The sequence below is a fragment of the Mesorhizobium sp. M1066 genome, from assembly GCF_040318635.1.
In the GTDB taxonomy this organism is placed as follows: domain Bacteria; phylum Pseudomonadota; class Alphaproteobacteria; order Rhizobiales; family Rhizobiaceae; genus Mesorhizobium.
Genome location: NZ_JAMYMR010000001.1, coordinates 513,022 through 539,395 on the forward strand (window position 1 = coordinate 513,022; position 26,374 = coordinate 539,395).

General features: G+C 63.4%; 20 protein-coding genes. 10 read left to right on the forward strand and 10 right to left on the reverse strand.

Annotated elements, in window-relative coordinates; translation table 11 throughout:
* Positions 1-137: 137 nt before the first annotated feature.
* Together NKH52_RS02335 and NKH52_RS02340 are read left to right on the forward strand one after the other, a co-directional pair.
* Positions 138-566: a hypothetical protein gene (locus NKH52_RS02335; protein WP_352731237.1), complete on the forward strand. Its 429-nt coding sequence runs from the start codon at positions 138-140 to the stop codon at positions 564-566.
* A 120-nt stretch (positions 567-686) separates the two neighbouring features.
* A complete protein-coding gene (locus NKH52_RS02340; protein WP_352731234.1) occupies positions 687-1,346 on the forward strand; it encodes a response regulator transcription factor in 660 nt (219 codons plus the stop codon).
* 32 nt (positions 1,347-1,378) lie between these two features.
* Here the strand turns inward: NKH52_RS02340 and NKH52_RS02345 are convergent, their stop codons facing one another.
* Complete coding sequence (locus NKH52_RS02345) at positions 1,379-2,890, reverse strand: MFS transporter (protein WP_352731231.1); 1,512 nt, start codon at positions 2,888-2,890, stop codon at positions 1,379-1,381.
* 144 nt (positions 2,891-3,034) lie between these two features.
* Between NKH52_RS02345 and NKH52_RS02350 the strand changes: the two genes are divergently transcribed.
* Positions 3,035-3,943 carry a LysR family transcriptional regulator gene (locus tag NKH52_RS02350; RefSeq protein ID WP_352731228.1) on the forward strand — a complete coding sequence of 303 codons (909 nt, stop codon included), beginning with the start codon at positions 3,035-3,037 and terminating at the stop codon, positions 3,941-3,943.
* A gap of 146 nt (positions 3,944-4,089) precedes the next feature.
* On the opposite strand, the gene NKH52_RS02355 is transcribed toward NKH52_RS02350, so the two are convergent.
* On the reverse strand, positions 4,090-7,578 hold the full coding sequence (locus tag NKH52_RS02355; RefSeq protein WP_352731225.1) for a PAS domain-containing hybrid sensor histidine kinase/response regulator: 3,489 nt from the start codon (positions 7,576-7,578) through the stop codon (positions 4,090-4,092).
* A gap of 264 nt (positions 7,579-7,842) precedes the next feature.
* On the opposite strand from NKH52_RS02355, the gene mscL reads away from it, so the two are divergent.
* A complete protein-coding gene (mscL, locus tag NKH52_RS02360; protein ID WP_224699058.1) occupies positions 7,843-8,265 on the forward strand; it encodes a large conductance mechanosensitive channel protein MscL in 423 nt (140 codons plus the stop codon).
* Between the two features lie 112 nt (positions 8,266-8,377).
* Entirely contained in the window at positions 8,378-9,544 is a 1,167-nt protein-coding gene (locus NKH52_RS02365; protein ID WP_352731222.1) for a pyridoxal phosphate-dependent aminotransferase, read from the forward strand.
* Positions 9,545-9,617: 73 nt separating this feature from the next.
* Here NKH52_RS02365 and hemA read toward each other — a convergent pair whose 3' ends face one another.
* The gene (gene hemA, locus NKH52_RS02370; protein WP_352731219.1) at positions 9,618-10,895 is read right to left on the reverse strand and encodes a 5-aminolevulinate synthase; all 1,278 of its coding nucleotides are present in this window, start codon (positions 10,893-10,895) and stop codon (positions 9,618-9,620) included.
* A gap of 268 nt (positions 10,896-11,163) precedes the next feature.
* On the opposite strand from hemA, the gene galE reads away from it, so the two are divergent.
* From galE to NKH52_RS02385, 3 genes are all read left to right on the forward strand, one after another.
* On the forward strand, positions 11,164-12,159 hold the full coding sequence (galE, locus tag NKH52_RS02375; RefSeq protein WP_352731217.1) for a UDP-glucose 4-epimerase GalE: 996 nt from the start codon (positions 11,164-11,166) through the stop codon (positions 12,157-12,159).
* 105 nt (positions 12,160-12,264) lie between these two features.
* Complete coding sequence (locus NKH52_RS02380) at positions 12,265-13,515, forward strand: D-amino acid dehydrogenase (RefSeq protein ID WP_352731214.1); 1,251 nt, start codon at positions 12,265-12,267, stop codon at positions 13,513-13,515.
* Positions 13,516-13,517: 2 nt separating this feature from the next.
* The gene (locus NKH52_RS02385) at positions 13,518-15,344 is read left to right on the forward strand and encodes an alanine racemase (RefSeq protein ID WP_352731211.1); all 1,827 of its coding nucleotides are present in this window, start codon (positions 13,518-13,520) and stop codon (positions 15,342-15,344) included.
* Here NKH52_RS02385 and NKH52_RS02390 read toward each other — a convergent pair whose 3' ends face one another.
* From NKH52_RS02390 to NKH52_RS02420, 7 genes are all read right to left on the reverse strand, one after another.
* On the reverse strand, positions 15,345-16,721 hold the full coding sequence (locus tag NKH52_RS02390) for an FGGY-family carbohydrate kinase (protein ID WP_352731208.1): 1,377 nt from the start codon (positions 16,719-16,721) through the stop codon (positions 15,345-15,347). It abuts the gene before it with no gap.
* Positions 16,718-17,035, reverse strand: coding sequence for an L-rhamnose mutarotase (gene rhaM, locus NKH52_RS02395; protein ID WP_352731205.1), 318 nt, complete (start codon positions 17,033-17,035; stop codon positions 16,718-16,720). Before rhaM ends, NKH52_RS02390 begins: the two co-directional genes overlap by 4 nt.
* The gene (locus NKH52_RS02400) at positions 17,035-18,030 is read right to left on the reverse strand and encodes an ABC transporter permease (RefSeq protein ID WP_352731202.1); all 996 of its coding nucleotides are present in this window, start codon (positions 18,028-18,030) and stop codon (positions 17,035-17,037) included. Before NKH52_RS02400 ends, rhaM begins: the two co-directional genes overlap by 1 nt.
* Positions 18,027-19,001, reverse strand: coding sequence for an ABC transporter permease (locus NKH52_RS02405; RefSeq protein WP_127297822.1), 975 nt, complete (start codon positions 18,999-19,001; stop codon positions 18,027-18,029). The genes NKH52_RS02400 and NKH52_RS02405 overlap by 4 nt, the downstream gene beginning before the upstream one ends.
* Positions 18,998-20,548, reverse strand: a complete 1,551-nt coding sequence (locus NKH52_RS02410; RefSeq protein ID WP_352731199.1) for a sugar ABC transporter ATP-binding protein — start codon at positions 20,546-20,548, stop codon at positions 18,998-19,000. The genes NKH52_RS02405 and NKH52_RS02410 overlap by 4 nt, the downstream gene beginning before the upstream one ends.
* 113 nt (positions 20,549-20,661) lie before the next feature.
* Complete coding sequence (gene rhaS / locus NKH52_RS02415; RefSeq protein WP_352731197.1) at positions 20,662-21,657, reverse strand: rhamnose ABC transporter substrate-binding protein; 996 nt, start codon at positions 21,655-21,657, stop codon at positions 20,662-20,664.
* A 55-nt stretch (positions 21,658-21,712) separates the two neighbouring features.
* Positions 21,713-22,522, reverse strand: a complete 810-nt coding sequence (locus NKH52_RS02420; protein WP_127296653.1) for a DeoR/GlpR family DNA-binding transcription regulator — start codon at positions 22,520-22,522, stop codon at positions 21,713-21,715.
* A 184-nt stretch (positions 22,523-22,706) separates the two neighbouring features.
* Between NKH52_RS02420 and NKH52_RS02425 the strand changes: the two genes are divergently transcribed.
* Both NKH52_RS02425 and rhaI read left to right on the forward strand, forming a co-directional pair.
* Positions 22,707-24,809, forward strand: coding sequence for a bifunctional rhamnulose-1-phosphate aldolase/short-chain dehydrogenase (locus NKH52_RS02425; RefSeq protein WP_352731194.1), 2,103 nt, complete (start codon positions 22,707-22,709; stop codon positions 24,807-24,809).
* A 13-nt stretch (positions 24,810-24,822) separates the two neighbouring features.
* Positions 24,823-26,112, forward strand: a complete 1,290-nt coding sequence (gene rhaI, locus NKH52_RS02430; RefSeq protein WP_127296651.1) for an L-rhamnose catabolism isomerase — start codon at positions 24,823-24,825, stop codon at positions 26,110-26,112.
* Positions 26,113-26,374: the final 262 nt, after the last annotated feature.

The following is a 26,374-nucleotide window of genomic DNA, read 5'->3' on the forward strand; positions in this document are numbered from 1 at the left end:
AAAAGCGCATAGCGCTTTCCCTTGGGAATTGCGTCAAGAAGATTCCGAACCAGCCATTCGGGAAAGGCCACGCCAAGGGTCTTCCCCATTTCCGGCGCAAACATGCGATATCTGAGGCCTTGGCCAAGGAGGACAACATGCGTCTGCAGCACATCTTGATCCCCGCCGCGCTCGTTTCGCTGATCGCGGCTTCAGCTTATTCGGAAGAAACCGACCGCTACCGGCTGGAAAAGTCTGACAACGGCTTTGTCCGTATCGACACGCAGACCGGCGCCATGTCGATCTGCGAGGAACGGTCCGGCCAGCTCGTCTGCAAGATGGCGGCCGACGAACGCGCCGCTTTCCAGGACGAGGTCGACCGCTTGCAGACCTCGATGAAGGCGATGGACGAGCGCGTCACCAAGCTCGAGAATTCGCTCTCCGCCCGCCTCGAATCGAAACTGCCGAGCGAAGAGGATTTCAACAAGACGATGAGCTACATGGAGCGCTTCCTTCGCGGCTTCATGGGCATCGTCAGGGATATGGACAAGGACAACGGCGCCCAGCCCAATTCGCAGAAGACCTGAGCGTTTCAACCACGGGAGGCGGCGCGCTGGCTTTGCCGCTTGAAAACAGCGCGCAGCCTCTCATAATCGTCCAATTGAACCCGAAAAGCCAAAAATCATCGGGGATTTGGGGAGGGACATTTGCCGGCAGGCTATTCTTTCGTCATCGCCGACGATCACCCGCTGTTTCGCGGTGCGCTGCGCGAAGCGCTCGCCGGTATCGGCAATGTCGCCGCCATCCACGAAGCCGGCGATTTCGAGAGCGCCAAGGCGCTGGTCGTGGCCAACGAGGACGTCGATCTGGTGCTGCTCGACCTGTCGATGCCGGGCGCCAGCGGCCTGTCCGGCCTGGTCTCGCTGCGTGGCATCCATCCGGCGGTGCCGCTGGTCGTGGTGTCGGCGCATGACGATCCGGCGACCATCAGGCGGGCGCTCAATCTCGGCGCTTCCGGCTTCATCTCCAAATCGGCCAGCATGGAGGAGATCCGCAGCGCGGTGCAATCGGTGCTTGCCGGCGACATCGCAGCACCAGCCGGCGTCGATCTCGGCATCGAGCGCGATCCCGAAATATCGGACCTTATCAAGCGGCTGCAGGCTTTGACGCCGCAGCAGACACGGGTGCTGGGCATGCTGGCCGAGGGCCTGCTCAACAAGCAGATCGCCTATGAACTCGGCGTATCGGAGGCTACCATCAAGGCGCATGTCTCCGCCATCCTGCAGAAGCTCGGCGTCGACAGCCGCACGCAGGCGGTGATCCTGCTGTCCAAGATCGGCAGCGACCCGCTGCAGCCGGCGGGTTGATCGCCAGGGCGCCTGTTCAATCAGAACATTGTTCAATCAGAGCACTGAACCTCCGTCCGCCGCATCGGCCGGCCGTTGAAGCTTGCGAAACTGATAGCGGCCATGATCCAGACGCCGATCCCGCCATAGAGCATGACCCAGCCAAAGCCGTTGCGCAGCGCATCCTGGGCGACGGTCCCGGCGAGCCCGGAGATGGGATTTCCAGCAGCGATAGCTTCGGCGAGAAGACGCAGTTGGGCAGCGTCGAGGTCGGGCAGCGCATGCCCCAGATGCGCCAGCACACCGCTGGCCAGGATGAAGCCCATCACCGCGATGTTCAACGCCAATGAAACCATGCGCGCGCTCATGTCGATGCCGGAGGCCATGCCGGCGCGATCGCTCGAAACGGAACCCGTCGTCGTGTTGGTGACAGGTGTGTTGGTTATTCCCAGACCCATCCCCGCGATCAGGCAGCCGGGCAGCATCGTCAGCCAGTCCGGTTGCGCGGCGGCGCTGCCGAACTTCATCAGGATGAACCCGACGCCGATGATGACGAGGCCCGCCGGAATGATGATGCCGGGCCGATAACGCAGCGAAAAGCGCTCTGCCAACGGCGGCAGCACAAGCGTCGGCAGCGTGTAGGCAAGCAGGGCAAGGCCGGTGGAGACGGTGTCATAGCCGAGCCCGGCGTGGAACCAGATCGGCAGGTAGATCATGAAAGGCCAATAGCTGAGGTTCATCGCCGCCGAGCCGACGATGGCGCCGGAAAAGGGTCGGATCCGGAAGACCGAGAAGTCGAACATCGGCCGCTGGCTGACCTTCTCGGCAATGAGGAAGGCGATGAAGCTCACTATCGAGATACCGAGGATCGCAAGCGCGGCAGGGCTGGAGAAACCCAGATCCGGCCCCTGGATGATGTAGAAGACGAGGCAGAAAACCGACGGCGACAGCGTCAGGATGCCTGCTATGTCGAGCTTGCCCGCCTGTGGATCCTTCGATTCGTGAACACCCATCAGAGCAAGGGCGAACGCCAGCGCCGCAACCGGCACGTGGACAAGAAATACCCATTGCCAGCTCGAGACCGCGACGATGCCGCCGCCGATGATGGGGCCGAAGCCGAGGCCGGTGCCGAAGATGACGCCCCACCAGCCCCATGCGACGGCGCGTTCGCGCCCTTCCCGGAATTCATGCGACAGCACGGCAAGCTGGCAGATCAGCATCGCACCGCCGCTCAGGCCCTGCAGAAACCGGGCGACGATGAGCGTGGAGACACTTTCGGCGAGACCGCAGATCAGTGACGTCAGGCCGAAGGCGGCGATGGCGACCAGAAAGACACGCTTGCGCCCGTAACGATCGGCGATCGTGCCGACCGCCATCAGCACCGTCGTGACCGCGATCGTATAGGCGTTCATCACCCATTGCAGTTGCTTGAAGTCGGCGTGCAGCATCTGCTCCAGTGTCGGCAGGATCGTGGGAACGCTTGAAATCTCCAGGCCGAACATCAGGCACGCCAGGCAGGCGGCAAGCAGAACGATGATGCCTCGGCGGGTCAATACAGTGGGCATGATTCAACCTTTCGAACGTATTGGCGGCAATCGGCGAATCCATCGCAGCTCGCCCGGCGCGCGTATGGCCAGGGTAGGCGAGGCTTGATCATTTTAGAATTGCATGGTTGGCTATTTCAGAGACAACAAGTGCGGATAGCTGACATGACGCTGGACGTAGATGCTGTGAAAACATTCGTTGCCATCGCCGATCTTCAAAGCTTTACGCGCGCGGCCGAGGCTCTTGGCAGCACGCAAGGGGCGATCAGCGTGAAGCTGAAGCGGCTGGAAGAGCGCGTCGGCCAGAAATTGATCGAGCGCACGCCTCGGCTGGTTCGCTTGTCGGCGCAGGGCGCGGTGTTTCTCCAGCCCGCACGCGACTTCCTCGCGGCACACGATCGCGCCATTGCCAGCCTGTCTTCGGTGCGCCGCCGCTTCACATTGGGCATCGCCACCCATGTCGGAGGCGCGGAAGTCCCGACATTGCTGGCGCGGCTCAATGCGCATGACCCGGCGCTCACCATCGAAGTGCGGCTCGATGATTCACAAGACCTGCTGGACGCTTTTGATCGCGGTGAGATCGACGCGGCGATCATCCGCCGGGAGGACGACCGGCGCGATGGTGAAGTGCTGGCGCCCGAACATTTCGGCTGGTACGCCGCGCCCGACTTCATCCACCGGGCCGACGAGCCGCTGCGCCTGGCGGCATCCTCGCCATCATGCGGTATCCGCAACATCACCACCCGCGCGCTCGACGCTGTCGGAATACCGTGGACGGAGGTGTTCCTCGGCTGCGGCTCCTTCGCCGTCGCCGAGGCCGTCTCGGCCGGCCTCGCAGCCTCGGTATTTTCCTGCCGGCTTGCCCCATCCGGCACCATCGAGGTCAGCCGGAAATTCGGGCTTCCGGCGCTGCCGCCTTCCGAGATCGTGCTGCTTTCGACGCTGACGGACGCCAAGTCCCGCGAGGCGCTGAGGACGCTTGCAATGGCCTTTCGCGAGCATCGTCCGCCTGTGGCGGGCAATGCCGGACGGCCCCGGTTCCGCAGTTCCCAGATGGTCCCCGGCCTGGCCTAGAGCAATTCTAGGAGAAGTGTGAAGCGGTTTTCCGTCTAGAATTGCGTTAAAACAAAGAGTTAGAGCAGAACGCCGTTTCGGTGAAACGGTGAAATGCTCTAGGACCCACCCTCGGACACCAGGGCTGAGACCGGGCGCCTTTGATGCTATTCGGCCGCCGGTGCCAGAGGCCTGACCCTGGCCATCATCGAGCGCAGTACCGCTGGTTTGAGCGGCTTGTTGATCACCGCAATCTCGAGCCCGCCGGCGGCCGTGCGCACCTCGTTGGAGCGGTCGGCGGTGACCAGCACGGCCGGCAGGTTGTCGCCATGGGTCGCACGCAGCCTGACGACGAGTTCGAGACCGGTTTCGCCGTCGAGATGGTAGTCGGCAAGGACGATGTCCGGGCGATGTATCTTCGCGGTCTCCAGATCCTTAGAGCCGGACACGGTGTCGACGTTGCAACCCCAGCCTTCGAGCAGGAGCCGCATGCCTTCGAGGATGCGGGCGTCGTTGTCGATGCACAGCACGTGCAGCCCGGCCAGCGAAGCCGTCGCGCGGGCAGGAGCCCTGGTTTCGATCTCGCGCCGCGGCTCCTGCACGGCCGCCACGGGCAGGATGACGGAGAAGCGCGTGCCCTTGCCAGGGGTGGAAAAGATCCGGATCTCCAGGCGCAGCACCCGGGCGATGCGGTCGACGATGGAAAGTCCGAGACCGAGGCCTTCGGCCTCGCGCGCGCCTTCGTCGAGCCGGGTGAATTCGTGGAAGACCGTGCTCAGCTTGTCGCCGGCGATGCCGATGCCGGTGTCGATGACCTGGATCTCGGCCAAATCGCCGCGCCGCCTGACGCCAACCAGCACGCGGCCGTGGCGCGTGTATTTGATGGCGTTGGAGACGAGATTCTGGATCAGGCGGCGCAGCAAATTGCGGTCCGTCATCACCGTCAGCGATGACGGCATGATGGCCAGCTCGAGCTTCTTTTCGGCGGCGAGCGGCCGGAAGTCGTTGCCGATCTGGCGCAGCAATCCGTCGAGGTTGAAGGCGGTATCGTCCGGCTTCATTGCGCCGGCATCGAGGCGGGAGATGTCGAGCACGGCGCCGAGAATCGTCTCGACCGATTCCAGCGAGGATTCGATGTTGACGGCCGCCTTGCCGGCAGGCCCTTTGCCGGCCTTCTCGATCAGCGAGGAGCAATAGAGCCGGGCAGCGTTCAGCGGCTGCAGGATGTCGTGGCCGGCGGCGGCGAGGAAGCGCGTCTTGCCGAGATTGGCCTCCTCGGCCAGCATCTGCGCCTGCGCCAGCTCCTCGTTGACCTGGGTCAACTCGATGGTGCGGGTCTTGACGCGCTGCTCCAGCGATTCATTGGCCCGCTTCAGCGCCAGGTCCTGCTCGACGCGTCCGGAAATGTCGGCATAGGTGGCGACGATGCCGCCGTCCGGCATCGGGTTGGAACGCAGTTCCAGGATGCGGCCGGAGGTTTTCAGCTCCATCTGCCACGGGCTGACGAAACTGGTCAGCCGGTTGAGCATGGCCACACGCTGATCGGCGGGGATGTCGCCGCGCTCGGCGAGATGGCGCAGGATGCGGTCGAGCGAGACGCCGACCTGGCCCATTTCATCGGGCAGGTCGAACAGCGCCCGGTACTGGCGGTTCCAGCAGATCAGGCGGAAATCGCGATCGAAGACGGTGATGCCCTGTTCCATCTGGTCGAGCGCGATCTGAAGCAGGTCGCGGTTGTGCTGCAGCGCCTCGGTGGCGTCGTCGAGCAAGCGGAAAGCATCCCGGGATTCGCGGTCGTGGCGCCGAAACAGCAGCGACAGGATCAGCCGCGCCGAGGAGGAACCGACGGCACTGGCGAGCAATTGCTCGGAGAAGCGGATGACGTCCATGCTCGCCTGCTCGTTGCCGTGCAGCGAGGCTCCGTTGGTCTTTTCGAACGACTGGAAAGAGCGCTCGGTGCGCTCGACGCCGAGATAGCGCCCGATCGTGTCCTTCAGGTCGTTGACGGTGATGGCGGTGCGGAAGCGGCGCAGGCTTGGCATCGGGCCGGCATCGCGCGGCACGAAGATCGACGCCTGTATGCGTTCCAGCGGCACCGATGCGCGCGACAGCGAACCGAGCACAAAGAACACCGCGTTGATCGACAGGCTCCACAACACGCCGTGGTTCAGCGGTTCGGCCACTGTGCCGAACAATGCCTGCGGCCGCAGCGCCTCGAAGCCGAACAGCCCGTGCACGATGATGCCGGTATCGGGTGCGGCAAGCGATGGAAACAGCAGCGTGTAGCCCCAGACGAGGATGCCGGCGATCATGCCGAGTGCCGCACCCCGGCCGTTGGCGCCGCGCCAGATCAGCCCGCCGATCAGGGCGGGCGCGAACTGCGCGATGGCCGCGAACGACATCAGGCCGATCGACGACAGCCGCGCGCTGTCGGTGCTCTCGCGATAATAGAGGAAGGCGATGAACAAGAGGATGAAGATCGCCCCGCGCCGCACATTGAGGATCAGCGTCGACCAGTCCTCCGTCTCGGAGGTCGAGGTCTTGAGCAGGCGGCGCACGAACAGCGGAATGACGAGGTCGTTGGAGATCATGATCGACAGCGCCACGCTTTCGACGATCACCATCGCCGTCGCCGCCGACAGGCCGCCGATGAAAGCCGCCATCGCCAGCACATCATGACCGCTGAACAGGGGCAGCGACAGCACGTAGAGATCGCTGCTGGTTCCGGTGCCGACCAGCGAAAGGCCGGCGAAGGCGATCGGCAGCACGAACAGGTTGATCGCCACGAGGTAGAGTGGAAACACCCATGTCGCGGTGCGCAGTTCGGCCTCGCCGCGGTTCTCGACGATGGTGACGTAGAACTGCCGCGGCAGCATGATGATGGCAAAACCGCTGAGGCACGTCAGCACCAGCCAGGTGGCGAGCGAGGTGTTGTAGCTCATCGCCTGTCGGACCTGCGCGTTCTCGGCGAGCTTGTCGAACATGTCGCCCGGGCCGCCGAAGATCAGGAAGGTGACCATCAGGCCGATCGCCAGGAAGGCGGCGAGCTTGACGACGGTTTCGACCGCCACCGCCAGCACCAGCCCGTCCTGGTGTTCGGTGGCGTCGGCGTGACGGGTTCCAAACAGCACCGCGAACAGCGCCAGGAGCATGGCGACGACCAGAGAGATGTCGCTGACGAAGGGATCGAACGAAGGCGGCGATCCCGTATAGTGCTCGACCATCAGGCTGACCGAACCGGAGATCGCCTTCAACTGCAGTGCGATATAGGGCACCGCGCCGATGGTGGCGATCAGCGTGGCGATCGCCGCGACGGTGAAACTCTTGCCGTAGCGTGCGCCGAGGAAATCCGCGATCGAGGTGATCTTCTCGGTCTTGGCCAGCCGCACGATGCGGTTGAGCAGCGGGAAGCCGAACACGAAGACGAGCACCGGGCCCGTATAGATGCCGAGGAATTCGAGGCCGCGTTCGGAAGAGAGACCGACCGAGCCGAAGAAAGTCCAGGATGTGCAGTAGATCGCGAGGCTAAGTGCGTAGATGAAAGGCCGCCCCCGGCTCGGCCCTGAAATGGCCGAGCGGCGGTCGCCGAGGCTGGCGATGGCAAACAGCAGCGTCACATAGGCGACCGCGATGATGACGATGAACAAGCCCTGCACGCCTGGACTTTCCTCCTCTGCCGCGTTTTATCCGGCTTGCCCGGACGCAACCACAGCTTGGCGTCCGAGTCCATTGCGGCTTTGGAAGCATGATCGCGACCGCGATATTCAGACAGTACAAGCAAGGGGCCGTCAGGTAAGGAGAAACCGGTTGCTTTCTCCTTTTTGCCGATGTTGCAACCGGAGGTTTTTGTTATGTTGCCTCAGGTCGATGCCCGCAAGGACGGAAACGGCAGCTCGGCCGGTCACGACAAGGAGGGTCGAATGCTGAAAGAATTCCAGGAATTCATTTCCAAGGGTAATGTGATGGACCTTGCGGTCGGCGTCATCATCGGCGCGGCCTTCAGCAAGATCGTCGATTCCCTTGTCAACGACATCATCATGCCAATCGTCGGTGCGATTTTCGGCGGATTGGACTTCAACAACTATTTCTTCGGATTGTCCTCAGCCGTCAACGCGACCTCGCTGGCGGATGCCAAGAAGCAAGGCGCTGTCTTTGCCTATGGCAGCTTCATCACCGTGGCGCTGAACTTCCTCATCCTCGCTTTCATCATCTTCCTGATGGTGAAGGCGGTGAACAACATGCGCAAGCGGCTTGAGCGCGAGAAGCCCGCTGCACCGGCCGCTCCGCCGCCAGCCGACGTCGCGCTGCTCACCGAAATTCGCGATCTGCTCGCCAGGCGCTGACCACGGGCAGCATTTGCTGGACCAAAACCCCGGTCGTTCGCGGCCGGGGTTTTCTGTTTTCGCATCTGATAAGGACCGCTGACGAAAACCGCAGACCAAAACGGACCCGCCAATGACCCTGATCGACAGCTTGCGCACCGAGGCCCGTGCGGCACCCGAAAGCGGCATTGTCGCCGTCGTCAATTACGGCCGCCTGCGCGAAGGCATGATTCCGCTCTGGGCCGGCGAGGGCGACCTGCCGACGCCGGCCTTCATCACCGATGCCGCGTCGAAGGCGCTGGCCGGCGGCGAGACATTCTACACCTGGCAAAGGGGCATCCCCGATCTCAGGCAGGCGCTCTCCCGCTACTATGCCAGGCATTTCGGCAAGACCTTCCCGGAGGAAGAATTCATCGTCACCGGCTCCGGCATGCATGCCATCCAGCTGGCGCTCGACGCGCTCGCCGGCCCCGGCGACGAAGTGGTTTATCTGTCGCCGGCCTGGCCGAATTTCGATGCTGCAGCAGCGATAGCGGGAGCCATTCCAGTCGCGGTCACGCTCGATCATTCCGGCAATGGCTGGTCCTGCGACGTCGAGAAGATCGCGGCTTCGATCACGCCGCGCACAAAGGCGCTGTTCATCAACACGCCGTCGAATCCGACCGGCTGGACCGCCGATCATGAGACCTTGCAGGCCATCCTCGATCTGGCGCGCGCGAAAAACCTCTGGATCGTCGCCGACGAGATCTATTCGCTTTTCCACTATGGCCACGGCCGCGCGCCGTCCTTCCTCGACATCGCGTCGGCGGAAGACCGCATCCTGTACGTCAATTCCTTCTCCAAGAACTGGGCGATGACCGGCTGGCGCGTCGGCTGGATCAAGACGCATCCGAGCTTGCAGCAGGTGTTCGAGAACCTGATCCAGTATTCGAACTCCGGCGTCGCCCAGTTCATGCAGCGCGGCGCGGCCGCCGCGCTTGACGGGGGCGATGCCTTCGTTGCCGAACAGGTGGAGCGGGCGCGCAAGGCGCGTGACCTTGTCTGCGGCATCCTCGGTGCCACGGATCGTGCTCGGTTCACCGTGCCGCAGGGCGCGTTCTATCTGTTTTTCACTGTCGACGGCATCACCGATTCACGCACCGCTGCCTTCGACATTGTCGACAAGGCTAATGTCGGCTTGGCGCCAGGCACCGCTTTCGGCCCCGGCGGCGAGGCGTTTTTGCGGTTGTGTTTCCACCGCCGCCTCGACCAGGTCGAGGAAGCGGCGCACCGGCTGGCAAATTGGATGAAGGCTATTTGAGCCGCCGACGAAGCGCGGATTGAAAATCGCTCCGGCGAGCCAGATAGCCGCCGGAGCAGAGTTTCAAACGGCTTCAGCCGCCTGACTTGGGCACCAGCAGGGGAATGATGCGGTCGCTCTTGGCCACCGAAGGCCGCCCGGCGGAGCCATAGGGGATGCCGAGCGCATCCCAGGTCTCGACCAGCGCATCCTGCAATTCGGCGATCAGTGCATCGGAATGGAACGGCGTCGGCGTGATGCGCAGCCGCTCGGTGCCGCGCGGCACGGTCGGGTAGTTGATCGGCTGGATGTAGATGCCGTGCACGCCGAGCAGGCGGTCGCTGGCCATCTTGCAGGCCTCCGGATCGCCGACCAGCAGCGGCACGATGTGGGTCGGCGAGTCCATCACCGGCAGGCCGGCGGCCGACAGGATCTGCTTGGTTCGGCTCGCCTGCTGCTGCTGGGCGTCGCGCTCGGCCTGCGAGCGCTTGAGATGGCGGATCGACGCGGTCGCGGCAGCCGCGATCGCCGGCGGCAGTGCCGTGGTGAAGATGAAGCCCGGCGCATAGGAACGCACGGCGTCGATCACGGCGCTGGTGCCGGTGATGTAGCCGCCCAGCGTGCCGAACGCCTTGGCGAGCGTGCCTTCGATGATGTCGATGCGGCCGGCCAGGCCTTCGCGCTCGGTGATGCCGCCGCCGCGCGGCCCGTACATGCCGACGGCATGGACCTCGTCGATATAGGTCATGGCGTTGTAGCGCTCGGCGAGCTCGACGATCTCTCTGATCGGCGCGATGTCGCCATCCATCGAATAGACGCTTTCGAAGACGATCAGCTTGGCGCGTTCGCGCCCCGCCGCCTGCAAAAGGCTTTCCAGATGCGCCACATCGTTGTGGCGGAAGATCTTCTTCTCGGCGCCGGAACGCCGCACGCCTTCGATCATCGATGCGTGGTTCAATTCGTCCGAGATGATCAGGCAGTTGGGCAAAAGCTTCGCGATGGTCGAGATCGAGGCTTCGTTGGAGACGAAACCGGAGGTGAAGACCAGTGCCGCTTCCTTGTCGTGCAGGTCGGCAAGCTCCACCTCGAGCTCGACCAGCGGGTTCGAGGTGCCGGAAATGTTCCGGGTGCCGCCGGCGCCCGAACCCATCTTGCCTGCCGTGTTCTGGAAAGCGGCGATGACGTCGGGATGCTGGCCCATGCCAAGATAGTCGTTGGAGCACCAGACGGTGATTTCCTCGGCGCGGCCATTGGAACGCCAGATGGCGCGCGGGAACTTGCCCGCGATCCGCTCCAGGTCGGCGAAAACGCGGTAGCGACGCTCGGCATGGAGCTGGTCGATCGCTTCCTCGAAGAACCGCTGATAGTTCATGTCGACTTCCCAATTTTTGCGCGGGATCATAATCATTGGCCTGTTGGTCGTCCACCTGGCCTTTTTGGTCAAAATGCCACGCCCCGGACCTGTTCCTAACGACCACGGATCGTGGCCTATTCCCTTGATGTGGATCAACTTTGTTTCAGGACGATGCCACTGGCCGGCGAGGCCGGTTACCACGGGTTCCAATGGTCATGCGGCGGGCTTTCCAGTAGAGCGGGGGTTGAGACAGTTTCCGATAAATCTTGGATAAGCGAGGACGCGGATGACGGTTTTGGTTACAGGCGGCGCCGGTTACATCGGCAGCCATATGGTCTGGGAGCTGCTGGATGCCGGCGAAAGCGTGGTCGTCCTCGATCGCCTTTCCACCGGTTTCGAATGGGCAGTGGCGCCCGAGGCAAGGCTGGTCGTCGGCGACGTTGCCGACCGGGAATTGGTCGGCGGGGTCATCAGGGAGAACAAGGTCGACGCCATCATTCATTTCGCCGGCTCGATCGTGGTTCCGGAATCGGTCGCCGACCCGCTTGGCTACTATGAGAACAACACCTCGAAGACGCGCACGCTGATCGAAACCGCGGTGCGCGAAGGCGTGCCCAATTTCATCTTTTCCTCGACCGCCGCCGTCTATGGCGGAGCCGGCCTGGAGCCGGTGCGCGAGGACGCCCGCCTGGCGCCGGAATCGCCCTATGGCCTGTCCAAGCTGATGAGTGAGTGGATGCTGCGCGACGCATCGATCGCGCATGGCCTGCGCTATACCGCGCTGCGCTACTTCAACGTCGCCGGCGCCGACCCGAAGGGCCGCACCGGCCAGTCGACGCCGGGCGCCACCCATCTGATCAAGGTTGCCTGCGAGACGGCACTCGGCAAGCGGCCGTTCATGCAGGTGTTCGGCACCGATTATCCGACGCCGGACGGCACCTGCATGCGCGACTACATCCATGTCAGCGACCTGGCGGCGGCGCATCGCCTGGCCCTGCAGCGGCTGCGTGCCGGGGGCACCAGCCTCGTCGCCAATTGCGGCTACAGCCATGGCTACTCGGTGCTCGAGGTCATCGACAGCGTGCGCCGCGCCTTCGGCCATGATTTCGAGGTGAAGATGGGCGATCGCCGTCCCGGCGATGCCGCGGCGGTGGTCGCCAATTCGGATCTCGCCCGCGCCGAGCTCGGCTGGACCCCGCAACGCGACGATCTCGACCAGATCGTCGCCGACGCGCTCGCCTGGGAGCGCATTCTGACCGGCAAGAACTCCGCGCGCGGCTGAGCCGGGTTCTCCCAAGGGCTCGCAAGGCGGGCAGTGAAGCGCTATTGAAGGCATTCGCGGCAAGGCGCGGAGGCGCCGCACCGCGAGGAGCTCTTGGGGGATGTCATGAAAATAACGGTGCTCGGGGCCGGTGTCGTTGGTACGGCGGCCGCCTATTATTTGGCCAGCGACGGCCATGAGGTGACAGTGATCGAGCGCCATCCGGCGGCGGCACAAGGCACCAGCCAGTCCAATGCCGGCCTGGTGTCACCGGGTGACGCCACCGCCTGGGCCTCGCCGGCGGCTTTGAAGACCTTCCTGCGCGGGCTCTACAACCATGATCTCGGCATCAAGGTCAGGCTGCGCCTCGATCCCTATTTCCTCGCCTGGAGCCTGCGTTTCCTGCGCCAGTGCACGGTGGCGCGCCTGCGCGCCAACACCGACATCAAGCTCAGGCTCGCGCTCTATTCGCGCGACTGCATCAATGCGCTTTCGGAAGCGACCGGCATCCACTACGACGAGCGCAAGAAGGGCATTCTCTATTTCTTCCGCTCGCAAAAGAGCCTCGACACCGGTACCGACAATTACCGTTATCTTGCCAAGCACGGCCTGCCGATCGAAATCGTCGGCCGCGACCGGCTGGTCGAGCTGGAACCAGGCCTTGCCGGCGTCAAGGACAAGATTGCCGGTGGCGTCTATTCGCCAACCGACCAGACCGGAGATTCCAAGCAATTTGTCGACAGGCTGGCCGCCTATGCTGCCGAGAAGCTCGGCGTCAAATTCCTGTTCGGAACGACAGTCGAAGGCCTCGACATCGAGGGCGATCATGTGCGCGCGGTGATGACTTCGGCCGGCCCGGTCGCCGGCGATGCCGTGGTCATCTCGATGGGACCGGAGAGCGGCCTGCTCGGGCGCCGCTACGGCATCGACCTGCCTGTCTATCCGGTAAAAGGCTATACCGCGACGATTCCCTTGGAGGACGAAAGCAAGGGACCGACCATGGGCGGCGCCGACGAGGACCGGCTGATCGGCTATTCCAGGCTGGGCAACCGCTTGCGGATGTCCTCGACGGCTGAATTCACCGGCTTCGACCGAACTTTCAAGCCCGCCGATTTCAAGACGATCATCAGCACCGGCAAGGATCTTTTCCCGGGTGCCTTCGACGAGAAGAAGGCTGTGTTCTGGGCGGGCCTGCGGCCGATGATGCCCAACTCGGTGCCGGTCATCGGCCAGGCGCGCTACAAGAACCTCTATCTCGACACCGGCCACGGTCATGTCGGCTGGACCATGGCCTGCGGCTCCGGCAAATTCCTTGCCGACCTCGTTGCCGGCCGCAAGCCGGAGATCGACCCGCAGGGACTGGTCTACGGGGGCTAGTGATGTCGGGACCGCAAGTCGCTATCGATCTTGGCCGCATCGAGCGCAACGCGCGCACCATCGTCGAGCACTGCGCGCTCTCGGGCATCAAGGTGTTCGGCGTCACCAAGGGCACGTGCGGCATGCCGCAAGTGGCGCGCGCCATGCTGCGCGGCGGTGTCGCCGGCATCGCCGAATCGCGATTCGAGAACATCCGCCGGCTGCGCGACAGCGGCATCAACGCGCCGATCATGCTGTTGCGCAGCCCGCCGATGGCGCGGGTTGAGGAGGTGGTACGCACCGTCGACATCAGCCTGCAGTCGGAACTCGCCACCATCCGCGAGATTTCGCGCATCGCCGAACGCATGGGCCGCGTCCACGACATCATGCTGATGATCGATCTCGGAGATTTGCGAGAGGGCATCTGGCCGAACGATCTCATTCCGACGGTCGAGCAGATACTGCAGTTCAAGGGCGTTCGCATTGCCGGCATCGGCACCAATCTCGGCTGTTTCGGCGCCATCATGCCGACGCCGGAAAATCTCGGCCAGCTCGTCGCCCATGCCTACAAGACCGAGCGCCTGTCCGGCAGAAGCCTCGACGTGATCTCCGGCGGTGCCTCGTCGTCGCTGCCGCTGCTGCTCGAAGGCAGACTGCCGGCCGGCATCAACAATCTGCGGGTCGGCGAGGCGATCCTGCAGGGCGGCGTCGAGACCTTCCGCGACACGCCGTGGGCGGAGCTCGAACCCGATGCCTGCCGGCTGACCAGCGACATCATCGAGGTCAAGCTCAAGCCGTCACGGCCGATCGGCCAATCCGGCTATGACGCCTTCGGCAACCAGCCGGTCTTCCCCGACGAGGGCGACAGGCTGCGCGCCATCGCCAATATCGGCCGCGAGGACGTGCTGGTCGAGGGGCTGACGCCGATTGCCAAGGGGATACGGGTGCTCGGCGCCTCCAGCGACCATCTGTTGCTGGATGTTGCCGATGCCGATCCGAGGCCCTCCGTCGGCGACCGCGTCGCCTTCCGCATGAGCTATGGCGCCATGCTTTTGGCGATGACCTCGGAATATGTCGAGAAGGCCCCAATGCACGACGTCGAGGATTTTTCCGGTCGCAAGATGGTGCAGATCACGGCCGGGCAGGGAGCTGCCGGCATCCTGGCCCGGGAAAGCACCGGCGCGCGGCTGGAAGCGATGAACTTCGATGTGGTGGAACTCGCCGATGTCGAGAGGCCGCCATCGGGGCTGGTCCGCCTCATCGCAGGCGCCGACCGGCGCATCGCCCACAAGGCGCTGACCGCGACGGCGCGCGCGACACATTCCTTCGGCCTGATCTGGATCGATTCCATCGCCGCCCTGATGCCGGAGGACGAGGAGGGCATCGACCTGCCGGAAGGCTCGGTGCTGGCGCGCACTCTCGGCCTCGACCACAAGGCGGGTGCGCTGCAGCCGCAGCTGTCGCCGGAAAATGTCGTCATCGTCGGCTTGCGTCACGCCGATCCGGCCGAAGCGCGGGTGCTGAAGGATTCGCGCGTGTCGGCATTCACCATGACCGATATCGACGCCATGGGCATGCGCGACCTGATGCATGAGGCGATCCGCATCGCCACCTCAGGCACGCAAGGCTTTCACGTCAGTTACTCGCCCACCGCGACCGAATTCGCCGGCTGGGCAGCAGGCTCCGGCGGGCTGACCGTGCGCGAGACGCATCAGGCGATGGAGGCGATCGCGCTCTCGGGTGGCTTGCTGTCGATGGATGTTTCGGGCCTGACGGCGGATCTGGAGCCGCGGATCGGCACCGACGCGGTCAACTTCGTCATGTCTGCCTTCGGCAAGCGGATTCTCTGATCAGCCCTGCGCTTCCACTGCCGCGCGCCATGCGCTGGCATAATCAACCCAGGCCGGGTCTACAGGCGGTTCTATTCTTTCGCCCTTGCCGTGCGTCGCCGGCTGATCGGATGCCAGCAGCGCGGCGCCGATGCTGGTGCCGGTGGCGGCCTCTGACGCAACCACGGCGCGCGCCGTGGCCGCCGCCAGCATGCCGACAAAGAGCCGGTTGCGGGCAAAGGGCCCTTCGACCGTGGTCGGACCGTCCGCGCCGATCAGGTCGAGGCAGGTCGCCGTCATCAACGCCAGATAGAACGAGATCACGGCAAAGCGCTGGCCGCTGTTCATGCCGTCAGCGTTGAGCCATGCCGCGGTCTGATGCGGGAACGGCCCAGACCCTTGCTGGGTCGACGGCAGCAGCAGCATCTTTCGCGCCAGCACGGCGCCGACATCATTCTCGGTCCACTGCTCCGGCTGGTCCTTTGTCAGCACGGAAAACTCGCGGCCGCCCATGAAGCGCGCCGAGGGAACGGGATTGCCGAGTGCGTTGACATTAACCAGCGTGTCGCGCGTGGCATCCAGCGCAATCTGTTTGCCGCCGACCGCCATCGACACCACCCAGGTGCCGGTCGAGACGACGGAGAAAGGCGGTTTGTCGGAGAGAAGATGCGGCAGCAGCGAGGCGTTGGAATCATGCAGGCCGCAGAACACCGGCGTTTGCGGATCCAGTCCGGTTCGCATCGCAACGATGGGCAGGATCGGGCCGAGGCGGTCGCTGGCTGGCCGCACCGGCGCCATCAGGCTCCGCCACTCCAGCCTGTCGACCAGTGATGAAAAATCCGCTGTCCACGGGTTCCACAGGTCGGTGTGGCAGCCGAGCGAGGTAACTTCGTTGGCGGCGATGCCGGTCAGGCGCAACGCCCAGTATTGCGGGTACATCAGCATCGCGGCGGCCCGAGCGAATTCGGCCGGGAAGCTTTTCTGCTGCCAGAAGAATTGCGCACCGAGATTGAGGCCGAGCGGCAGGCGCGGCGTGCCGGTCTCGGAAAAGAGCGGGCGGATCGCTTCATAATCCGCTGCCAGCCTGTCAGAGCCATCGAACTCATAGTCGAGCACAGGCAGCACCAGTTCACCCGCCGCGTCGACCAGCACGCCCGTCGCGCCGTGGGTGGTGATCGAAATGGCGTCGATGCGCTGTTCGTGGTTGAGGCCGGCAAGGCTTTCGAGGATGAATGCCCACAAGGCCTCGACATCGTGGTGCGTGTAGGGCGCCTGTCGCACCGGCGCATTGGCCATTCGGCGCAGCGCCGCCTCGCTCAACGTCGCGAGGTCGACCAGCGCCACTTTGGCGTTGGTCTTGCCGATGTCGATGACGGCGATGTGGCGCATAGCACTCATGCCATGTGGAACATTGTTTCCAGCGGCACCGCCACCGGCTCGTTGTCCGGTCTGGTTTCCATGATGTCGGCCATTTCAGCCCACCAGCGCTGCATCACCGGATATCCGGGCAATTCGTCCATGCCGTGGTCGTCTCGCCGCCACAGCACACCGAACAGGATATTGGTCTCCTCATCGAGATGAATGGAATAGTCGGAGACGCCGGCCTGCTTCAGCAGCGCGACCAGTGACGGCCAGATCTCGTCGTGGCGCTTCTTGTACTCGGCCTTCATGCCGGGCTTCAGCTTCATCTTGAACGCGTATTTCTCAGGCATCAGCTGTTACCACGCAGCCGCCGCCAGACGATCGGCAGCGCGATGACGATGATCAGCAGCAGGCCGATGAAGATCGACATGACGATTCCGGGCACGTTGAGCAGGCCAAGCCCGAAGGTCACCAGCCCCATGATGAAGGCCGCGAGCACGACGCCAACAATACTGCCGGCGCCACCGAGGATGCTGACGCCGCCGAGCACCACCATGGTGATGACTTCCAGCTCGTAGCCCTGTGCGATCGAGGGCCGCGTCGAGCCGAGCCGCGAGGTGATCAGCACCGAGGCGATGCCCGACATCAGCCCGGTCAGGCAGAACAGGATGAACTTGGTGCGGCCGACGCGCACGCCGGAAAACTGTGCAGCTATCGGGTTGTTGCCGATGGCGAAGACACGACGGCCGAAACTCGTGCGGTGCAGAAGGAACCAATAGACGACGGCCGCGATCAGGAAGAGCACCAGTTCGAACGACACCACCCACCAGACATAGCCCTGGCCGAAAAAGGCGAAGCTTGAGGGATAGCCCTTGTAGGCCTGGTCGCCGAGGATGATGAAGGCGATGCCGCGAAACAGGCTCATCGTGCCGATGGTGACGACGATCGACGGCAGGCCGAGCCTTGTCACCAGCAGACCGTTGAAGGCGCCGCAGCCGAGCCCGACGACGATGCCGATAGCCACCAGCACCGGCGTGCCGGCGCCGGCCTGCACCGCCATGCCCATCATCGTCGACGCCAGCGCAATGATGGCGGCCACCGACAGGTCGATCTCGCCCGAGATGATCAGCAGCGCCATGGCGAAGGCAATCAGGCCCTTCTCGGTGAAATTGAAGGTGAGATCGGACAGCGAGTAGGGATCGAGAAAATAGGGCGAGGCAAAGCTGTTGATGGCGAAGATGGCGACTGCCACCACGACCAGCAGCGCTTCCCAGGAAAAGATCGCCGAACGCAGCGGCTTGTCGAGCCGGTCGGGAATATGGCGCGGGGCAGGGATGTCGGTCACGCCTCCACCTTTCTGAGGATGATGCGGCCTTGCTGGCGTTCGCCGCGCGCATTGAGCACGACGGCCAGAATGATGGCGCTGCCCGAAATCGCCATCTGCCAGAAGGGCGAGATGTTGATGACCGGCAAGGCGTTGGAGATGATGCCGAGGAACAGTGCGCCGAGCACCGCGCCGCCGACCGAGCCGATGCCGCCGGCGATCGAGATGCCGCCGATGACGCAGGCGGCGATGATGTTGAGTTCATAGCCGTTGGCGACCTCGACCGAGGCGATCACATAGCGCGAGATCCAGAGGTAGCCGGAAAGCCCGCCGATCATGCCGGAGATGCAGAAGACGATGAACTTCGTTCGGCCGACATCGATGCCGGCATAGACCGAGGCCGTCGGGTTGACGCCGATGGCATAGATCGAGCGGCCGAGCGCGGTACGTGTCATCAGGACGAAGAACAGCGCGATAACCAGGATGGCGATCCAGGACAGCACCGGGATGCCGAGGAACGCCGCGCGCTGGAAGCCGATGAAGTCCGGGCTCATCTTGTCGGCATTGACCCAGGCGCCGCCGGACAGGACGAAGGTGGCGCCGCGATAGATTGTCAGCGTGCCCAACGTCACCACGATCGAGGGGATGTTCAGCCGCCAGACCAACAGGCCGTTGATGGCGCCGAGCACCAGGCCGACGGCCAGCGCAATGACGATCAGCAACGGGATCGGGATTGCCGGATGCGCGGCGTTCAGCATCGCCACCACCATGCCGGTGAAGCAGAGATTGGACGCCATCGACAGATCGATCGACCGGGTCAGGATGACCACCATTTGGCCAAGCGCCAGGATCATCAGGATCGAGGTGTCGTTGAACACCTGGCGCAGATTGCCGGGGTCGGCAAAGGCCGGGAAGCGCGTCGATATCAGCCCGATCAGCACGACGATGGCCGCGAGCAGCCAGATTTCACGGTATTTGAAAAAGGCCTTCATGCCGCGATCCCTGCTGCCGTCCTGACCAGCGTCTCGGCGTCCAGCCCCTTGTTGTCGTAGACCGCAGCGATGAGACCTTCCCGCATGACGACGACGCGATCGGACATGCCGAGGATTTCGGGCAGCTCGGAGGACACCATGATCACCGACAGGCCTTGCGCCACCAACTCGGCCATGAAGCCGTGCACGGCGGCCTTCGAGCCGATGTCGATGCCCTTGGTCGGTTCGTCCAGGATGATCACCTTGGGCGCGGTCGCCAGCCATTTGGCGATGACGATCTTCTGCTGGTTGCCACCCGACAGCGTGCCGACGTCCTGGCTCAGCGAGGAGGCCCTGAGGTCGAGCCGCTCGGTGTATGAGCGGGCCAGATCGAACTCCTCCGACAACCGCAGCAGGCCGGACTTCGACGTGCGCTTGAGCGAAGGCAGCGAGACGTTCTGGAAGATCGGCAGGCCGATCACCACGCCTTGCTTGCCGCGTTCCTCGGGCACGTAGACGATGCCGGCATCGATCGAATCCGCCGCCGATCTCGGCGCGATCGTCTTGCCTTCGAGCGTGATCGTGCCGCCTGAGGTGCGGGTGATGCCCGAAATCGCCTGCATGACCTCGCTGCGTCCGGCGCCGACCAGGCCGTAGAAGCCGAGGATCTCGCCCTTGTGCAATTCGAAGCCGATATCGTTGAATTCGGTCGGATGCGACAGGCCGGAAACGGAGAGCACGGGCGCGCCGATCTCGGCCTTGCGCTGCGGAAAGATATGGTCGACCGCACGGCCGACCATCAGGCGCACGATCTGGCTCTGGCCGGCATCCTTGATCAGGCCTTCGCCGACCATCTCACCATCGCGGAACACCGTGTAGCGGTCGGCGATACGGTAGATCTCGTCGAACTTGTGGCTGATGAACAGGATCGCCTTGCCGTCGCTCTTGAGGAACTCGATCAGCAAAAAGAGCTCCTCGATCTCCTTCATCGAAAGGGCGGCGGTCGGCTCGTCCATGATGACGATCTGCGCGTCGATCGACATGGCGCGCGCGACGGCGACCAGATGCTTGTTGGCGATGCCGAGGTCCTTCAGGCGCGCATCGGCGTCGATATGGCCGGCATGCATGGTGTCGAGCACTTCGCGCGCATTTTTGCGCATCGTGCGCCAGTCGATGGTGCGCAAACGCGTGCGGGGCGCGTGGCCGAGAAAGATGTTTTCGGCCACGCTCAGATCGTCGAACAGCACGGTTTCCTGGTGGATGGCGGTGACGCCATGGCCGAAGGCGGCATGCGCGCTGGGCAGGGTGACGGCCTCGCCGTCGATGCTGATGGTACCCCCGTCGGGCTGGTAGATGCCGGTCATGATCTTGACCAGCGTCGACTTGCCGGCGCCGTTTTCACCGATCAGCGCCGTCACCTGGCCGGGGTAGAGCGACAGGCTGACATTGTGCAGCGCGCGCACGCCGGGAAAGCTTTTTGAGATGCCGGACAGTGTCAGGCGTGGAGCCGCCTCCCCCTTGTGGGGAGGGTCGCGAACGACGTGAGCGGGGTGGGGGTTGTCTAGCATATCAAGGTCCTGGTGCGTGGAGATGTCGCCACTCCACCCCGTCTCGCCGGTTTTGCTTCGCAAGACCGCCTCGCCGACCCTCCCCACAAGTGGGAGGGTGCAAGCGCTCCAGATCAATAGATCTTGGAGAACTTTTCGATGTTCGACTTGTCGAACTGGAAGGGCGGAGCCATCGCAGCCGAGTTGCTGTCGTCGAGCGTGACCTTGCCGACGCGGCCGATCGACAGCGTGGCGCCGGGCTTTGCCTCTTCCTTCTTCACCGCCAGATCATGGGCGAGGTAGACGGCCGAGTAGCCGAGGTCGATCGGGTTCCACAGGGCAACCGCCTGGCTGGAACCGTTGTCGATGAACTTCTTGAACTCGGACGGCAGTGCGAGACCGGTGACATTGACCTTGCCGATCAGGTTCTCGTCGGTGACGACCTGGGCGGCGGCGACGACGCCGACGGTGGTCGGCGCTATGATCGCCTTGAGGTTCGGATAGGACTTCAGCAGGCCCTTGGCTTCGTCGGTGCTCTTAGCCGAATCGTCATCGCCGTAGACGGTGGCGACGAGTTTGATCTTGGGGAACTTCTCCGGCAGGATCTTCTTGGCCGCGTCGATCCAGGCGTTCTGGTTGGTCGCGGTCGAGGAGGCCGACAGGATGGCGACCTCGCCCCCTTCCGGCAGGTGGTCGGCGGCAAGCTTGATGATGGTCTCGCCGATCAGGCCGGTGTCGGACGGGTTGAGGTGAAGCTGGCGGCCTTCCTTGGCGACGCCCGAATCCCATGAGATGACGGTGATGCCGCGTTCCATGGCCTTCTTCAGCACCGGCACCAGCGCGTCGGCGTCATTGGCCGAAATGGCGATGGCGTTGACCTTCTGCGCGATCAGCGAATTGACCACTTCGATCTGCGCTTCGGCGGTCGCCTTGGTCGGGCCGGTGTAGATGATGTCGACATCGCCGAGTTCCTTGGCCGCCTCTTCGGCGCCCTTGTTGGCGGCGTCGAAGAAGCCGTTGCCGAGCGACTTCACCACCAACGCGATCTTGACGTTCTCGGCATAGGCGGCATTCACGAACATGGCGGCTGAGAATGCAGCCGTCACCATCAATTTCTTCAAGAAGCTCATCGAATTTCCTCCCTTGAGCGTTGCATTCCATCGCCGCTGCGAGCGCGAGTTGGCCTCAGGCCTGCAGTGAAGATTCTTCCTTGTTGGTTGCGGATGTGCGGGCGACGATCAGCGTCACGCCGGCGGTTTCCAGCATCTTGGCTTCGCGATCCTCGATGCCGTCATCGGTGATGACGGTGGCGATGCGCGACAGGCCGCACAGGATCAGGCTGGAGCGTTTGCGGAATTTTGAGGAATCGACCAACACCACCAATTCGTCGGCCTGGTCGATCAGCTTCTGCTCCGCCTGGATCAAAAGCGGATCGCCTTCCATCAGGCCAAGCGGCCCCAGCCCCTGCGCGCCCATGAACATGCGGCGCGCATAGAAATTGCGCGTCACGTCATTGTCGAAGGGAGACAGGATGATGTTCTGCTCGCGGTAGATGGTGCCGCCCGACAGCATCACCGTGTTCTTGGAGTGCTTGAGCAAATGCTCGGCGATCGGGAACGAATTGGTGAAGATCGGCATGCGGCGGCCGGTCAGGAAATGCACCATCTGGAAGGTGGTGGTGCCGCCATTGATGATGATCGGTTCGCCGTCCTTGCACAGTTCCACGGCTTCGCGTGCAATCGCCCGCTTCTGCGCGGCGTTGATGGTTTCGTTGACGGAAAAGGGCCGGCCGGCCAGCCCAATGAACTGCGGCGGTGAGATTGCCTCGGCGCCGCCGCGCACACGGCGCAGCCGCTTCTGGACGTGGAGAGCCGCGATATCACGCCGGATCGTCGCCTCGGAAGACTCCGTCAGGTCGACCATCTCCTGCACCGTCACCACAGGCTTTTCCTGGACGGCGGACAGAATGATCCTGTGGCGCTCTTTTTCGTGCATGGTTCCTCCCTGCCTGAGCATCTAGGCACCCAAAACGCGCAGTGTCAATCATTTCCGATCATATAATTTCATTGTGCAGTGCAATATGATCGGTCTTGATCGTTTGTGATTGACAAGCCGGCTGCTTCCGTGGAAATTCGAACCAAATGGCCGCGCCTTTTGCGTGCCTTCGGGAGGATTTCTTATGCTCGACAAGCGCACCGGCGCGCGCCTCGCCAATCCGTGGGACGAGGCCAAGGCTCACGCGATGAGCGGGCCGGAACTTCTGGTCTACCGCTCGAACACACTTGGTTCCGACAAGCGCGTCACTAACTATGGCGGCGGCAACACCTCCTCGAAGATATGGCAGAGAGACCCGCTCACCGGCGAGGATGTCGAAGTGCTTTGGGTCAAGGGCTCGGGCGGCGACAGCGCCTCGATCAAGCTGGACGGCTTTGCCACGCTCTACATGGACAAGCTGCGCGCGCTCAAAGGCCTCTATCGCGGCGTCGAGCACGAAGATGAAATGGTCGGCTTCCTGCCCCACTGCACCTTCAACCTCAATCCGCGCGCGGCCTCTATCGACACGCCGTTGCATGCCTACGTGCCGAAGCCTTTTGTCGACCACATGCATCCCGATGCCATCATCGCCATTGCCGCCGCCAAGGATTCGAAGGCGCTGACGAAAGAGATATTCGGCGACGCCATCGGCTGGCTGCCGTGGAAGCGTCCGGGTTTCGAACTCGGGCTGTGGCTGGAGAAATTCTGCCTCGAACACCCCGATGCCAAGGGTGTCATCCTGGAAAGCCACGGCCTGTTCACCTGGGGTGATACCCCTCGGGAATGCTACGAGACGACGATCTCGGTGATCAACCAGGCGATCGAATGGTTCGAGCGCCGCTCCGAGGGTGTCGCTATCTTCGGCGGTGAGGCGGTCAAGTCGCTCGACGCCACTGAGCGCCGTGCCATTGCCGCAAAGCTGATGCCGAGGATTCGCGGCCTGATTTCGGAAAAGAGCCACAAAACAGGCCATTTCGACGATTCCACTGCTGTGCTCGAATTCGTCAACTCCAGGGATCTGCGCCCGCTGGCGGCACTCGGCACCTCGTGCCCCGACCATTTCCTGCGCACCAAGATCCGCCCGCTGGTCATCGAGTTCGATCCGGCAAAACCCGATGTCGATGCGGTCATCGCGCGCCTTGCCGACGACATCGCCGAATATCGCGTCGGCTACCAGGCCTACTACGACAGCTGCAAGCATGCGGACTCGCCCGCCATCCGCGATCCCAATGCCGTCGTCTACCTGATGCCCGGCGTCGGCATGTTCACCTTCGCCGGCGACAAGGCGACGGCGCGCATTTCGGGCGAATTCTATGTCAACGCCATCAACGTCATGCGCGGCGCCTCCACCGTCTCGTCCTATGTCGGGCTGCCTGCACAGGAAGCCTTCGACATCGAATACTGGCTGCTCGAGGATCTGAAGCTGCAGCGTATGCCGAAGCCGAAGTCGCTTGCCGGCCAGATCGCGCTGGTCACCGGCGGCGCCGGCGGCATCGGCCGCGCCACGGCCAACCGCCTGCTGCGCGAAGGCGCCTGCGTGGTGCTGGCCGACATCGATGAGACAGCGCTGGCCAGCGCCAACGACGAATTGGCCAAGGCTTATGGCAAGGATTTCGTCCGTCCGGTGCTGATCAACGTCACCTCGGAGGACCAGGTCATTTCGGGCTTTGCCGAGACGGCGGTCGAGTTCGGCGGCATCGACATTCTGGTGTCGAATGCCGGGCTGGCCTCCTCGGCGCCGATCGAGGAGACGACGCTGGCGCTGTGGAACAAGAACATGGACATCTTGTCGACCGGTTACTTCCTGGTCTCGCGGGAAGCGTTCCGGCTGTTCCGCGCGCAGAAGATTGGCGGCAACGTCGTCTTCGTCGCCTCCAAGAACGGCCTTGCCGCATCGCCCAACGCCGCCGCCTATTGCACCGCCAAGGCCGCCGAGATCCATCTCGCCCGCTGCCTGGCGCTGGAGGGCGCAGAGGCGCAGATCAGGGTCAATGTCGTCAACCCGGACGCGGTGCTTCGCGGCTCGAAGATCTGGACCGGCGAGTGGAAGGAACAGCGCGCCGCCGCCTACAAGATGTCGACCGACGATCTGGAGGAGCACTATCGCTCGCGTTCGATGCTGAAGCGCTCGGTCTTCCCGGAAGACATCGCCGAAGCGATCTATTTCCTGGCGTCCGACATGTCGGCCAAGTCGACCGGCAACATCATCAATGTCGACGCGGGCAACGCCCAGTCGTTCACGCGCTGAGCGGAGGAGGACGATGGAACAGATCATCGCCGCCGATACCGTCGACAAGGACAATGCCGCGCGGAAGGCCGACCTCGAACGCGACTACGCCTCGCTCGGCGAACGCCTCGACCGTCGCGGCATCGCCATCGACGCCATCCGCGACAAGGTTGAGAAATTCGCGGTGGCGATCCCGTCCTGGGGTGTCGGCACCGGCGGCACGCGCTTTGCCCGCTTTCCCGGCGCCGGCGAGCCGCGCGACATCTTCGACAAGATCGAGGATTGCGCCGTCATCCAGCAATTGACGCAGGCGACGCCGACCGTTTCCCTGCACATTCCGTGGGACAAGGCCGACCCGAACCGGCTGAAGCAGGCGGCTTCGCGCTTTGGCCTCAGCTTCGACGCCATGAATTCCAACACTTTTTCCGATGCAAAGGACCAAGCGCTTTCCTACAAATTCGGCTCGCTGTCGCATGCCGATGCCGGCACGCGCCGGCAAGCGGTCGAGCACAATCTCGAATGTATCGAGATCGGCAAGACGCTCGGCTCCAAGGCGCTGACGGTGTGGATCGGCGACGGTTCGAACTTTCCCGGCCAGATCAATTTCGCCAGGGCGTTCGAGCGCTATCTCGACGCCATGAAGGAGATCTATGCCGGACTGCCCGCCGACTGGAAGCTGTTTTCCGAGCACAAGATGTACGAGCCGGCCTTCTATTCCACCGTCGTGCAGGACTGGGGCACCAACTACATGATCGCCAGGGAGTTGGGCGACAAGGCGTTCTGTCTGGTCGACCTCGGCCACCATGCCCCCAACGTCAACATCGAGATGATCGTCTCGCGGCTGATCCAGTTCAAGAAGCTTGGCGGCTTCCACTTCAACGACTCGAAGTATGGCGACGACGATCTCGATGCCGGTTCGATCGACCCCTACCGGCTGTTCCTCGTCTTCAACGAACTGGTCGATGCCGAACTTTCCGGCGCCGAGGGTTTCGATCCGGCGCACATGCTCGACCAGAGCCACAACGTCACCGATCCGATCGAAAGCCTGATGCTGTCGGCGGTCGAGGTGCAGCGTGCCTATGCGCAGGCGCTGCTTGTCGACCGCAAGGCGCTGGAAGGTTTTCAGGACTTGAACGACGCGCTGATGGCGACGCAGACGCTAAAAGCCGCCTACCGCACCGATGTCGAGCCGATCCTCGCCATGGCGCGGCTGAAGACAGGTGGCGCCATTGATCCGGTCGCGGCGTATCGTGCGGCGGGCTACCGGGCGAAAGTCGCGGCCGAACGCCCGGCGGTTGCGGGCGGTTCAGGCGGGATTGTGTAGGCCTTTAGTTCGATTTTCCGTCGATTGGACAGAGAGGGCGGCACTTGAGCACCCCCCTCTGTCCTGCTGGACATCTCCCCCGCAAGGGGGGAGATCGGATGTCATTTCTGCTTTCGCCAATCGCCAACGATGTAGGAAGAGCGCCGCAGCTGAAGCTGCCAATCTCCCCCCTTGCGGGGGAGATGTCCGGCAGGACAGAGGGGGGTGTGAAGGAACGCCAATCATCACTATTGGCTGGACTAACCCATCCCAAGGGTCTTTT